General features: G+C 73.4%; 12 protein-coding genes. 8 read left to right on the forward strand and 4 right to left on the reverse strand.

From position 1 onward, the window contains the following. The first annotated feature begins 112 nt into the window (after nucleotides 1-112). A complete protein-coding gene (gene ddaH, locus ONA70_RS29225) occupies nucleotides 113-883 on the forward strand; it encodes a dimethylargininase (protein ID WP_265009713.1) in 771 nt (256 codons plus the stop codon). 60 nt (nucleotides 884-943) lie between these two features. Here ddaH and ONA70_RS29230 read toward each other — a convergent pair whose 3' ends face one another. Further along, nucleotides 944-2,491: an alkaline phosphatase D family protein gene (locus ONA70_RS29230; protein WP_265009714.1), complete on the reverse strand. Its 1,548-nt coding sequence runs from the start codon at nucleotides 2,489-2,491 to the stop codon at nucleotides 944-946. Between the two features lie 177 nt (nucleotides 2,492-2,668). On the opposite strand from ONA70_RS29230, the gene ONA70_RS29235 reads away from it, so the two are divergent. Together ONA70_RS29235 and ONA70_RS29240 are read left to right on the forward strand one after the other, a co-directional pair. Further along, nucleotides 2,669-3,457 (forward strand): SIR2 family NAD-dependent protein deacylase, encoded by a 789-nt coding sequence (locus ONA70_RS29235; RefSeq protein WP_265009715.1) that lies wholly within the window; start codon nucleotides 2,669-2,671, stop codon nucleotides 3,455-3,457. A gap of 337 nt (nucleotides 3,458-3,794) precedes the next feature. Beyond that, entirely contained in the window at nucleotides 3,795-3,953 is a 159-nt protein-coding gene (locus ONA70_RS29240; RefSeq protein WP_265009716.1) for a hypothetical protein, read from the forward strand. Nucleotides 3,954-4,050: 97 nt separating this feature from the next. On the opposite strand, the gene ONA70_RS29245 is transcribed toward ONA70_RS29240, so the two are convergent. After that, nucleotides 4,051-4,494 carry an OsmC family protein gene (locus tag ONA70_RS29245; RefSeq protein ID WP_265009717.1) on the reverse strand — a complete coding sequence of 148 codons (444 nt, stop codon included), beginning with the start codon at nucleotides 4,492-4,494 and terminating at the stop codon, nucleotides 4,051-4,053. Between the two features lie 188 nt (nucleotides 4,495-4,682). Here ONA70_RS29245 and ONA70_RS29250 point away from each other — a divergent pair, with 188 nt between their 5' ends. Further along, on the forward strand, nucleotides 4,683-5,168 hold the full coding sequence (locus tag ONA70_RS29250) for a carboxymuconolactone decarboxylase family protein (protein WP_265009718.1): 486 nt from the start codon (nucleotides 4,683-4,685) through the stop codon (nucleotides 5,166-5,168). Nucleotides 5,169-5,192: 24 nt separating this feature from the next. Here the strand turns inward: ONA70_RS29250 and ONA70_RS29255 are convergent, their stop codons facing one another. Next, nucleotides 5,193-5,984 (reverse strand): class I SAM-dependent methyltransferase, encoded by a 792-nt coding sequence (locus tag ONA70_RS29255; RefSeq protein WP_265009719.1) that lies wholly within the window; start codon nucleotides 5,982-5,984, stop codon nucleotides 5,193-5,195. A gap of 139 nt (nucleotides 5,985-6,123) precedes the next feature. On the opposite strand from ONA70_RS29255, the gene ONA70_RS29260 reads away from it, so the two are divergent. Continuing rightward, a complete protein-coding gene (locus tag ONA70_RS29260; RefSeq protein ID WP_265009720.1) occupies nucleotides 6,124-7,353 on the forward strand; it encodes a glycosyltransferase family 4 protein in 1,230 nt (409 codons plus the stop codon). Further along, a complete protein-coding gene (locus tag ONA70_RS29265) occupies nucleotides 7,346-8,401 on the forward strand; it encodes a glycosyltransferase family 4 protein (protein WP_265009721.1) in 1,056 nt (351 codons plus the stop codon). Before ONA70_RS29260 ends, ONA70_RS29265 begins: the two co-directional genes overlap by 8 nt. On the opposite strand, the gene ONA70_RS29270 is transcribed toward ONA70_RS29265, so the two are convergent. After that, the gene (locus ONA70_RS29270) at nucleotides 8,337-9,413 is read right to left on the reverse strand and encodes a glycosyltransferase family 9 protein (protein ID WP_265009722.1); all 1,077 of its coding nucleotides are present in this window, start codon (nucleotides 9,411-9,413) and stop codon (nucleotides 8,337-8,339) included. The genes ONA70_RS29265 and ONA70_RS29270 overlap by 65 nt on opposite strands. 63 nt (nucleotides 9,414-9,476) lie before the next feature. On the opposite strand from ONA70_RS29270, the gene ONA70_RS29275 reads away from it, so the two are divergent. Together ONA70_RS29275 and ONA70_RS29280 are read left to right on the forward strand one after the other, a co-directional pair. Next, nucleotides 9,477-11,321, forward strand: coding sequence for a glycosyltransferase (locus tag ONA70_RS29275; protein WP_265009723.1), 1,845 nt, complete (start codon nucleotides 9,477-9,479; stop codon nucleotides 11,319-11,321). Then, on the forward strand, nucleotides 11,314-12,131 hold an 818-nt coding region (locus tag ONA70_RS29280), incomplete at its 3' end, for a protoporphyrinogen/coproporphyrinogen oxidase (protein WP_265009724.1). The genes ONA70_RS29275 and ONA70_RS29280, both read left to right, overlap by 8 nt.

A 12,131-nucleotide genomic window follows, 5' to 3' on the forward strand; every position in this document is an offset into this window, starting at 1 on the left:
ACCACCCCACCCACGCTCCACAACTTACCGTCCACGTAAGACACTCACTGGAAGGGAGGGGGCGGCGTTTCCTCCCGGCCCTGAACGGCCGGGTTTCCACGCCGCAAATCCGATGACGCGAGGCATTGCTCTGGTTCGGCGACCCAGCGGCCGGCTGGCCGACGGATTGGTCACCCACATCGAGCACACTGACGTGGACGTCGCGCAGGCCCGGCGCCAGCACGAGGCGTACCGGGCCGCGCTGGTCGAAGCCGGCTGGCAGGTACACGAGGTCGACCCCGCCGAGCACTGCCCCGACTCGGTGTTCGTCGAGGACACCGTCGTCGTCTGCGAGGGGCTGGCGGTGATCACCCGGCCGGGCGCGCCACAACGCCGCCCGGAGATCCCCGGCACCGAGAAGGCGGTCCGCGAGACCGGGCTGGACATCGTACGCATCGAGGCTCCCGGAACGCTGGACGGCGGCGACGTGCTGCAGGTCGGCACCACCGTGTACGTGGGCCGAGGCGCCCGCACCAACGACGAGGGCGTCGCCCAACTGGGTGACCACCTGGCGACCCGCGGGCGCACGGTGATCCCGGTCCCGCTACGCGACGTGCTGCATCTCAAGTCGGCCGTGACCGCGCTGCCCGACGGCACCCTCCTCGCGCTGCCGCAACTGCTCGACGCGGCCGCGCTCCGCCAGCCGGTACGCCCGGTCGACGAGGAGGCCGGCTGCCACGTCGTACCGCTCGGTGACGACCTCGTACTACTGGCCGCGTCGGCGCCGCGCACGGCAGCGCTCGTGGCGGACCTCGGCTTCACGCCGGTCGTCGTCGACATCAGCGAGTACGAGAAGCTCGAGGGCTGCGTCACCTGCCTGAGCGTGCTGATCCCGCGGATCTGACCCACGCCGCCGGCCAGACCCGGCCGGCGGCATGAGCCCCGCTCGCGAAGGCGGATGCGGTCAGGCGACGTCCACCTGCACTCCCGGCCGACCGTTCTCCACCACGAAGCTGGCCCGGGTGGACACCGGCGCGCCCGGCTCGGTGACGTACGGCACAGCACGGTAGTCGGTGCGCCACTGCTGCTGGTCGAGCTGGCAGCGGACGTACCCGCGTCGGCCATTGTAGAACCGCATGTGCGGGTTGCTGGCCAGCCACTCGGTGCCCCGCGCGTCCATGTCCGAGCCGTTGCCGCCGGAGGTGATGGACGTGCCGAGGAACTCGACCCCGACCGTGCGCGACGACTGGTCGTCGAAGTTCTGCTTCAGGTCGGCGACCATGCTGCAGTGCGCGTCCCCGGTGATCACCACCATGTTCTGCACGCCACGCTCGACCACACCGTCGAAGAGGCGCTGCCGGGCCGCCGCGTAGCCGTTCCAGTTGTCGTCCGACAGCCGCACGCCGGGGCCGGGGTCACGGTCGGCCTGGGCGATCACGGTCTGGTTGCCCAGCACGTTCCACCGCGCCGTCGAGGCGGCCAGGCCGTCGAGCAGCCACTGCTCCTGCGCGCTGCCGAGCATGGTCCGGGACGGGTCGTCCATCCCCGTCGGCACCTGGTCCGAGCGGTACTGCCGGCCGTCGAGGATGTTGAACTCGGCGAGGTTGCCGTAGCGGAGCCGCCGGTACAGCCGCATGTCCGGCCCCTGCGGGATGCTCATCCGGCGCAGCGGCATGTGCTCGTAGTACGCCTGGTACGCGACCGCCCGGCGCTGGTGGAAGCTCTCCTGCGACTGCTTCGGGTCCTCGGAGGTCCCGTCGGCGTAGTTGTTCTCCACCTCGTGGTCGTCCCAGGTGACCGCCCACGGGAACCGGGCGTGCGCCAGCTGCAGGTCCGGGTCGGTCTTGTACTGGGCGTGCCGGATCCGGTAGTCGCTGAGCGAGAAGATCTCGGTGGCGGGCAGGTGCGGGCGGCCGATCGCGCTGGCCCCCGGGCCCTCGTAGATGTAGTCGCCGAGGTGCAGGACCAGGTCGAGGTCCTCCTCGGCCAGGTGCCGGTAGGCGGTGAAGTGCCCGGCCGGCAGGTTCTGGCAGGACACGAAGCCGAAGGCGAGCTGCCGCCGGTCCGCGTCGTGCGCGGGTGCCGTGCGGGTCCGCCCGACCGGGCTGAGCTGGTTGCCCACCCGGAACCGGTAGTAGTACTCGCGATCGGGGCGCAGGCCGGTGACCTCGGCATGCACCGAGTGGCCGAGCTCCGGCGTGGCAAGCTCCTCGCCGGCGCGGACCACCTGGCGGAACTGCTCGTCCTCGGCCACCTGCCAGAGCACCGGGACGACCTGTGCCGGCATCCCGCCCGACCCGTCGACCGCGAGCGGGTCCGGCGCCAGGCGGGTCCACAGGACGACCCCGTCGGGATACGGGTCGCCGGAGGCGATGCCCAGGGTGAACGGGTTGTCGGCAAAGGCGGGGTTGGCCCAGGCCGGTGCCGCAGAGAAGCCGGCGATGGCGGCGGCGACACCCGCTCCGGCCGCGCCGGTCAGCCCGAGGAATGTACGCCGGTGGAGGTGGGGCATGCGGCAGTCCCTTCAGGGTGGTGAAAGATCACCACCGATTCTTGGGATCAAGATTGCCGGCGGGTGGCCGCGCGAAGGCCGACGGCGAACATGTCCGCAGACATCAGCAGGCCCTGGCACTGGCCGACGGCCACCAAGACCTCCCGGCCGTCCACGATGGTGGCAGGATCTCCCCACATGGAAGATGTTCTGCCGCGGCGAGCAGCCCAACTCCTCGGCGACGCCCGCCGCGTCGTCGTCTTCACCGGCGCCGGGATCTCAGCCGAGAGCGGCGTGCCCACCTTCCGTGACGATCTCACCGGCCTGTGGGCGCGCTTCGACGCCCAGCGGCTCGCCACCGCGGAGGCGTTCCACGCCGATCCCGACCTGGTCTGGGGCTGGTACGAATGGCGACGCAGCCGGGTACGCCGAGCCGAACCCCACGCCGGGCACCGGGCCATCGCCGCCATCGAAGCCCGGGTCCCCGGCAGCACCGTCATCACCCAGAACGTCGACGACCTGCACGAACGGGCCGGAACCCGGGCTGCGATCCACCTGCACGGCAGCCTCTTCACGCCCCGCTGCGTGGCGGCCGCCCACCCGGCGACCTTCGAGGACAGGCACGACGGCGACGCCACGCAGCCGCCCGAAGGCCGCCGGATTCCGCCCCCGCGGTGTGCGTCCTGCATGGCGCTCGTCCGCCCCGGAGTGGTGTGGTTCGGTGAGGCACTGCCCGAGGCGGCGCTGACCGCGGCGGTCGAAGCCGCCGCCGCCTGCGATGTGTTCCTGACCGTCGGCACGTCCGGCGTCGTGTACCCGGCCGCCGAGATCCCCCGGATCGCCGCACGGGCCGGCGCCGCCGTGATCCAGATCAACCCGGAGCCGACCCCACTCGACCAGATCTGCGCCATCAACCTGCGCGGCACCGCGGCACAGGTCCTCCCGGCCCTGGTCGCGGCCGCATGGAAGGCGACCGACGAGCGATAACGGCGGCGGAGGCAATCCTTCCCACCCCTGCGGCCACAAGGACCGGCGTACGCCGGTGTCAGTTCGAGGCTGGCGCCCGCACATCCCCTAAACCGTCCTAGGACCCTGCCCTGATCTTGCGCTGGAAAGCGACGTTCTTCCGCGACAGCAGGTCCATCTCCCTGCCCCGCGAGATGTCCCGGCACCGCTCGGGGGCACCCTCGCCTCGGGACCAACAGCCAGACATCCCGGTCAGCCGGACCGCGAGTGGGCCTCGTTTGCCCCAGGCCCAACCGGGAAGGCGACGAGCGGAGTGGCGCGCGGATCCGCCTGCGCCACCGCATAACGGGAGGTCGACATGGGTGACCGGGAACAGCTGCACAATCTTCGCCAGCAGGCCCACGACGCGGGCATCGAGGGCAACTCCAAGATGACCGAGGAACAGTTGCGCGAAGCGCTGCGAAGGGTCGGCAAGGGCGAACGCCCTGAGATGGCCAAGCAGCAGGCCAAGCGCTGAACCGGCTGACGGCGCCGGCACCGGCTCGGTGCCGGCGCCGCCGCGGCGGCGCGTCGAGAACGTCGCCGCCCGCAAATCCCAGGTGACGCCCGGAACCTCAGTGCTCGGCGGAGCCCGCCGCCTCGACGATCGAGATGGGAGTGCCGAGTTCGACGGTACGGGAGACGGTGCAGAGCCGGTCGTGCGACTGCTGCAGCGACCGGGGCAGCGCCTCGCGCGCCCTGTCGCCGTCCGCGCCCACCGGGAACGTCACGGTGAACTCGACCCGCAGGTTCTGCATCCGGTTTCCTCCGGCATCGTCCCGGATCTTGTCGCCGGTGACTTCGACGGAGAACTGGGTCGGCTCGGCGCGGCGGCTGGTGATGTGGTCCACGTCGATCGAGGTGCAGCCGCCGATGGCCGCCAGGAGCAGTTCCACCGGCGTGAAGCTGGCGTCCTCGCCCGTGCCCATCGACATCGATCCGCCGCGAACGTTGCGCACGGCGTACTTCCCCAAGCTGGTCCGCTCGATCTCCACCGAGCGGAGGGTGTCCTCACTCATACAGCAAAGCTACCCAGGCCGTCCGGTCCCCGAGCCACCGGCCCGGCACCGACCGGCCCATCCTCCACCGTTCGTACCTCAGTGACGCGGCCGTGTGGCTCGCGTCACGCGGCCGTGCTGTCACAGGGATCCGGCGATCGGCATCTCGTGTTCGTTCAGCACAACAACCCACGAGGGAGGACGAAGTCGTGGACGCCCGATTCAACATGTTCGACAACGAGATCGCCGTCAAGTTCTTCAAGCGGTTCGCCAACGCCGGCCTGGTGATCCTCCAGTCGCCGCTGCCGAAGTCCACGCAGGAGCTGGTGTCGCTGCGGGCCAGCCAGATCAACGGCTGCGGTTGGTGCATCGACATGCACACCAAGGATGCCGCAGCCGCCGGCGAAACCGCGGTCCGGCTCAACCTGGTCGCCGCCTGGCGCGAGGCCACCGTGTTCACCGAGGCCGAGCGGGCGGCGCTGGCACTCGCCGAAGAGGGCACCCGGCTCGCCGACGCCCACCACGGCGTGTCCGACGAGACCTGGGCCCAGGTACGCAAGCACTACGACGACGACCAGATCGCCGCGCTGGTCTCCCTGGTCGCCCTGATCAACGCGGCCAACCGGCTCGCCGTGATCGTGCACCAGCAGGGGGGTTCCTACGAGCCCGGCATGTTCGCCAGCATGTTGAGCTGATCGGCAGGCGGATCCCGGCCCGGATCACTCGATCCGGGCCGGGCCCATGCGGGCTCGCCCGACCAGATGGAACACCCGACTGAGCTGCCGGTAGGGGTCCCGCAGGCTCGCTTCGAGCTCGACGGCGGCCACGGCCGCCACGTCCGTGCGGTCGGACGGCAGATCCAACCAGTCCGAGAACAGCCAGACCCCGTACCAGTCCTCGGGGTCGATCCCGCCCTGCCGCAGCAGGATGGACAGGCCCTCGACGGTGTCGCCACGGGTGTCGACGCCGAGCACCCCCACCTCGCCGGTGGCGTCGAAGGCGGCCAGGGCCTCGGCCCAGCGGTGGTCGAGTGCCGGGCGGACGGCCAGCGTACGGGCGTTGAGCGCCATGATCGAAACGACGCCTCCGGGTTCTGTGCAGCGGCACAGCGCGGAGACCAGCGGCTCGGGTCGCTCGAGGTACATCAACACGCCGTGGCAGAGCACCGCCGTGAACTGCTGCCCACCGGTCGCTGCCTCGGCCTGCTCGCCGGGCGCCTCGACCAGCCGGACCCGCCGTCGGACGTCGTCCGGCTCCGCGTTGAGCCGCTGCTCGGCCTTGGCGAGCATGGCCGGCGACGGGTCCAGGACGGTGACGTCGTAGCCGAGTCGGGCCAGCGGCAACGATTGGTGGCCCGCGCCCCCTCCGACGTCGAGGACGCTCGCCGGCGGCTCAGGAAGGTGCCGCAGCAGCTGAGCGTGGAGGACGTACGTCCGCACCTGCCCCTTGACCGAAGCGTAGGCACCTTCCACGAACGGGTTCGCCAACGCGGCCCAAGCGTCCGATGGCATACGGGGATTGTGGCATCCGCTATCTCTCGGTGGCTCCTCGCCGCGTCAACCACGCTGGGCCCCTACTGTTCGGACCGGCACCGCGCCCCCGGTCGGCATAGCCCACGAGGATGACCCGGAATCGTGAGAATCTCGACCAGTGATCCCTCCCGACCGGCCTCGCGGGCACGCGCTGCGGGTGCTGCGGCTCTGTTCGGCGTTCGAGATGCCTCCGGGGCGGCCCGACCCCCGCGCCGCCCGGTTCGACGCGATCGGGGGAATGCAGACCCACACCGGGGAACTGACCCGCGCTCTCGACGCGCTGGGTGTGGCGCAGCGGGTCGTGACGGCCTGGCGCCCGGGAGCCCCGCGGGTGGATCGCCTCGGGCGTGCCGCCGTGGTGCTCCGCCTCGGGGTCCCGACCCGCCGGCTGCGGCAGTGTTACGCACTCCCCGCCGCGGGCGTCCTGAACCGGCTGGCCGCACGGGCCGACCTGGTGCACGCCCACCTCGGCGAGGACCTGGCGATCGTGCCCCTCGCCCTGGCCGCGGTCCGGCGACACGGGTTGCCGCTCGTGCTGACCGTGCACACCAGCCCCCGGCACACCATGGCCATCACCGGCCCGCGGTCGGCGTGCCTGCGCGCGCTCGGGGGATGGTGGGAACGGTTGGGCGAGCACCGCGCGGACCACGTCATCGCCCTGACGCCGCGGCTGGCCGGGGTGCTGGCCGCCGACGGGGTACCGGCGGCCCGGGTGAGCGTCGTCCCGTCCGGCATCCGGGAGGAGCTGTTCGCCGGTCCCCCGGTGGCGGACCCGCTGGTGGGGCTCCCCCGGCCCCGGGTGGTGTTCCTCGGGCGGCTGCATCCGCAGAAGAACGTGCCACTGCTCCTGGCCGCGATGGCCCGGCTGCAGGCAACCGGAGCGCACCTGGTGCTGGTCGGCGACGGTCCGGAGCGGGCCCGGCTGGAGCTGCTCCGGGACCGGCTCGGCCTGCGGCGCGTCGCCACCTTCCTCGGTTTCGTCGCGCACGACGAGGTGCCGGCCGTGCTCCGGGCCGCCGACGTGCTGGCCCTGCCGTCCCGCTACGAGGAACTGGGCACCGCGGTGATCGAAGCGATGGCGTGCGGCCTCCCGGTGGTAGCCACGGACACCGGTGGGATACCCGCCGCGGTCCGGGACGGGGTCAGCGGCATTCTCGTGCCGCCGGGCGACGCGGTGGCCCTCGCCGACGCGCTGGACCGCCTGCTGGCCGACGTCGAACTGCGTCGACGGATGGGAGAGCAGGGCCGAACAATAGCCGCCGGACACCGGTGGGACCGGCTGGCCCGGCGGGTGCTCACCGCGTACGCGGCGGCGCGGGCGCCGGGCACGAGAGCCGATCATGGCTGACCCGCTGCGGCTGGCCCTCGTTGTCGACAGCGACGCCTTCGGCGGCGCCGAGGTCTACACCCGCCACCTGCTTCGACGCGCACCCACCGACGTGACGCCGGTCGCCCTCGTCGCCGCGCCGGTGGCCGAGCACTTCGCGGGCCCGCACCGGCTGTCGGTGCTGCCCCTTGCCCGGCACGCGGAGCAGGCCCCGGCGCTGGCCGCCGCGCTGGCGCGGTTGCGGCCGGACGTGGTCCACGTCAACCTCGTCGACCCGGCGAGCAACCGCGCGGCGATCCGGGCGGCCCAGCAGGTCGCCCCGACGGTCGTCACCCTCCACCTGCAGGGCGACCTCGGCCCGGACCCCGCCGCGCTGCGACGGGCGTACGCCGGGGTCACCGCCGCCATCGCCCCGTCGGCGACGATCGCCGCGCAGCTCACCCGCGACCTGGGGGTCACCGTGGTGCACCGGGTACGCAACGGCGTCGACATCCCGGCCGTCCCGGCCCGCCCGGCCGGCCGTCTTCCGCTGTCCGTGGGCGCGGTCGGCCGGCTGACCGGGCAGAAGGGCTTCGACCTGCTCGTGGCGGCGGTCGCGGCGGTGGACCCGCGGGGACGGCGGATGCGGGTGACCGTGGCCGGCCAGGGGCGGGACGCCGAGCGCCTGCGCCGCCAGGCGGAGGGCCTGCCGATCACCTTCGGCGGGCTGTGCCGGGACGTGCCGGCGCTGCTGCGTGGCCTGGACATCTTCTGCCTGCCGTCGCGGCGGGAGGCGTTGTCGCTGGCGTTGCTGGAAGCGATGGCACACGGCCTGCCGTGCGTGACGACGTCGGTGGGGGACACCGCGGCGGCGGTGGGCGAGGACGCCCTCGTCGTCCCGCCGGAGGACCACCGCGCGCTCGCCGTGGCCCTCGCCCGCCTGCTCGACGACCCGGTGCTCCGCGTCGACCTCGGCCGGCGGGCCCGGCGGCGGGCGGTCCGCGATTTCGACGCCGAGCAGATGGTCACCGAGACCCTGGCCGTGCTGTCCGCCGCAGCAGGCCGTCGACCTCGGACAGCACGACGCTGACCGGCAGCCGGATGGCGCACCGGAAGTCGATCGGGCAGGTCAGGTGCGGGCACGGGTTGCAGCCGACCGCCGCCCGCGCGATGCGATGCGGTCCACCCGGATGGGACCAGCGCACCGGGTCGCCCGAGAGGTAGACGGTGACGCTCGGTGTGCCGACGGCCGCGGCCAGGTGCGCGGTGCCGGTGTCGTTGGCCACCAGGATCGCGGCGTGCCGGAGCAGCAGGGCGAGGCCACCCAGAGAGGTGGCCCCGGTGAGGTCGACGGTCGGCCGCCGGGTGAGCCGGCGGACGGCCGCGGTCACCTCCCGCTCGGCGGGCACGCCGGTGAGCACGACCCGCAGCCCGCGCGCGGCCAGGTGATCGGCCACGCCGGCGAATCGGGCAGCAGGCCAGCGCCGGCTCGGTGAGGTGGCGCCGGGGTGCACGACGGCGTAGTGGCCGGCGGTGAGGCCGTGACGGCGACGCAGGGCGACGTCGGCAGCCCGGTCGGCGGACCTGATCGGGAACTCGAGCGCGCGCACGCCGGCACCGGCCCCGACCGGTACGCCGAGGTGCGCGACCAGCCGCAGGTGCCGGTCGATCTCGTGCACGTCGTGGGGATACCGCAGATGGCCGGCGGGCGGCGGCCCCGGCGACCCGGTCGGCCAGAAGCCGGCCACGTGCCGGGCGTCGAGGGCGTCGCACACCCGGTTGGCGGCGGGGTTGTCGCCGTACGCCTGGACGGCGAGGTCGAACCGGCCCGCGGCGCGCAGGAACGGCGCCCAGCCCGCCTCGTGCACCGGCCGTTCGGGAATGCCGGAAAAGCCGGGGAACGGCAGCAGCCGGTCCACGTACGCCGCCATGCGCCGCACCACCGGCGCGGTCTCCGGCCAGGTGACGAGGGTGACGTGCAGATCCGGCCGGGCCCGGCGGACGGCGCGCAGGGCCGGCACCCCGCACAGCAGGTCACCCAGACCGACCCGGAGGCGGACCACGGCCACCCGGCGGACGGCGGGGTCGGCCAGCGGGCGCATCCCGCTGCCGTACCCGCAGGCCGAACGTGTATTCCCGGCGCCGCCGGGTAGGGGTGGGCGGTGGTGGCGTCGTCCGCATCGCCCCGGGTGAGCGTGCTCATGCCGGTGTTCGAACAGGCCGCCTTCCTGCCGCTGGCCATGGACGGGCTGCGGACGCAGTCGGTCGAGGACTGGGAGCTGATCGTCGTGGACGACGGCTCCCAGGACGACACTCCCGAGGTGGTCCCCCTGCTGACGGCCGACCCCCGGGTGCGTTCGGTGCGGCTGCCGGACAACGCCGGCCTCGGTGCCGCGGTCAACGCCGGGCTCGCCCGAGCGGCCGCGCCGGTGGTGGCGTACCTGCCCGCCGACGACCGGTACGACGACGTCGATCATCTCGCGGACCTGCTCCGCGTGCTCGGTGACCCGGCGGTCGTGCTGGCCTACGCCGGGGTACGGCACCACGGCGACCGGGAGTCCCTCGCCGCCCCGCCCGATTTCCCCCTGCAGCTGGTGCAGGTGGCCCACCGGCGGACCCGGCTGCGCTGGCCGGAGCGGCACGAGCAGGAGAGCGACGATCTGGACCGGCTGATGTGGTCGCGACTGCGCCGCCACGGTGGGGTCGCCGGCACGGGCCGGGTCACCTGCCGCTGGATCGACCACCCGGGTCAGCGGCACAAGGCGATCCGCGAGCGGTTCGACGGCGGCCCGAACGTCTTCCGGCAGCGATACCGGGTGACCGCCCCGCTGCGCCTGCACAGCAGCGACGGCGGTCTGGTGGACGAGGTCGGGCGGTACGCGCGCCAACGCGCCCGCCAACTCCCCGCCCGTCCCGACGGGCTGACGATCCTGCTGGTCGGCGAGCTGTCCTACCACCCGGACCGGGTGCTCGCCCTCGCCGAACGGGGTCACCGGCTGTACGGCCTGTGGACGCCGGAACCGCTCGGCGTCGACACCGTCGGCCCGGTCCCGTTCGGGCACGTCACCGACCTGGCCCCGGAGAACTGGGTGGCGGCGGTGCGCGCCCTGCGACCCGACGTGATCTACGCCCAGCTCAACTTCCGCGCCGTCCGCTTCGCCGACGCGGTCCGCCGCGCCTGCCCCGACACGCCGTTCGTCTGGCACTACAAAGAGGCGCCGCAGCGCAGCATCGCTCGCGGGGACTGGCCCACCCTGGCGGCCCTCACCGGTTCGGCCGACGCCGTGGTGTTGTCCAGCCCGCTGGAACGGGACTGGTTCGAGCGGGCGCTGCCCGGCCGGTTGGCCCCGGACCGGACCCTGGTGGTCGACGGCAGCCTGCCCAAGGCCGACTGGTTCGACGGGACGCCGCCGGCGCGGCTGTCCGAGCGGGACGGCGAGGTGCACACGGCGGTGCTGGGCCGACCGGTCGGCCTGGACCCGGCGTTCCTCCGCGTCCTGGCCGGGCACCGGATCCACGTCCACCTGCACGGCCTTCGGGACGGCCCGGGCCCGCAGGGCGCCTGGCGGTCGTGGCTGGCCGAGGCACGCGAGGCCGCCGACGGCTACCTGCATGTCCATCCGGCGGTGGACGAGCGCGGCTGGGTGTCCGTGCTGGGCGCCTACGACGCCGGCTGGATGCACCGCACGGCCAGCCACAACGGGGGCGACGTCGGGCGGGCGACCTGGGACGACCTCAACCACCCCGCCCGGATCGGCACCCTGATGGCCGCCGGCCTGCCGCTGCTGGCGCCGGAGCACGCCGGCCACGCCGTCGCCGTGTCCGACCTGGTGCGGACGACGGGGGTCGGGCTGACCTACGCCGACCCGGAGGACGCCGCGGCGCAGCTGGCCGACCCGCACCGGCTGGGCACCGCACGCGCTACCGTCGCCCGCCGCCGCCACGAGTTCACCTTCGACCGGTACGCCGACCGGCTGCTGGAGCTGTTCGCCGAGGTCCGCAGTGGCTGAGCCGGACATCCTGGTGATCGGCGCCGGGCCGGCCGGGCTCGCCGCCGGCCACCGCCTGCAGGAGCACGGGCGCGACGAGTGGCTGATCCTGGAGACCGGGGACACCGTCGGCGGCCTGGCGCGCTCGTACACCGTCGACGGCTACACGTTCGACATCGGCGGTCACGTGCTGTTCAGCCGGGACCAGGACTTCCTCGCCCTGCTGGACCGTCTGCTCGGCGGGGAGCACACCACCATCCGGCGGGAGGCGTGGGTGCACACGTCCGGGCGGCACGTGCGCTACCCCTTCCAGAACCACCTCGGCGGCCTCGATCCGCAGGTGACGCACGAGTGCCTCGCGGGCCTGGTCGCGGCGCGGCTCGCCGCCGCCGCCGGTACCGCCGGCCGGCCGGAGAACTTCCACGACTGGGTGCACCTCACCTTCGGCGCCGGCATCGCACGGCACTTCATGCTGCCGTACAACGCGAAGGTCTGGGCCGCGCCGGCGGAGCACCTGACGTACGACTGGATCAGCGACCGCGTCGCCGAGGTCGACCTCGACACGGTGCTCCGCAACGTCGTACTGCGGGTGGACGACGCACCGTGGGGGCCCAACAGCACCTTCCGGTATCCGCTGCGCGGCGGCACGGGGCGGCTGTGGCAACGGATGGCCGAGCCCCTGGCCGACCGGATCCGGCTCCGCTGCCCCGTCGTCCGCGTCGACACCGGCACGCACCGGTTGCAGACCTCGGACGGCCGGTGGCGGCGCTACGAACGGCTGCTGTCCACCATGCCGCTGGACGAGTTCATCGCGGCGTGCACCGACGCGCC

The sequence above is a fragment of the Micromonospora yasonensis genome, assembly GCF_026013475.1.
Classification (GTDB): Bacteria; Actinomycetota; Actinomycetes; order Mycobacteriales; family Micromonosporaceae; genus Micromonospora; species Micromonospora yasonensis.

Excerpts from the sequence above, each read along its gene's own strand:
- ddaH (WP_265009713.1), top strand. The coding sequence starts at position 113 with ATGACGCGAGGCATTGCTCTGGTTCGGCGACCCAGCGGCCGGCTGGCC.
- ONA70_RS29230 (WP_265009714.1), bottom strand. The coding sequence starts at position 2,491 with ATGCCCCACCTCCACCGGCGTACATTCCTCGGGCTGACCGGCGCGGCC.
- ONA70_RS29235 (WP_265009715.1), top strand. The coding sequence starts at position 2,669 with ATGGAAGATGTTCTGCCGCGGCGAGCAGCCCAACTCCTCGGCGACGCC.
- ONA70_RS29240 (WP_265009716.1), top strand. The coding sequence starts at position 3,795 with ATGGGTGACCGGGAACAGCTGCACAATCTTCGCCAGCAGGCCCACGAC.
- ONA70_RS29245 (WP_265009717.1), bottom strand. The coding sequence starts at position 4,494 with ATGAGTGAGGACACCCTCCGCTCGGTGGAGATCGAGCGGACCAGCTTG.
- ONA70_RS29255 (WP_265009719.1), bottom strand. The coding sequence starts at position 5,984 with ATGCCATCGGACGCTTGGGCCGCGTTGGCGAACCCGTTCGTGGAAGGT.
- ONA70_RS29265 (WP_265009721.1), top strand. The coding sequence starts at position 7,346 with ATGGCTGACCCGCTGCGGCTGGCCCTCGTTGTCGACAGCGACGCCTTC.
- ONA70_RS29270 (WP_265009722.1), bottom strand. The coding sequence starts at position 9,413 with ATGCGCCCGCTGGCCGACCCCGCCGTCCGCCGGGTGGCCGTGGTCCGC.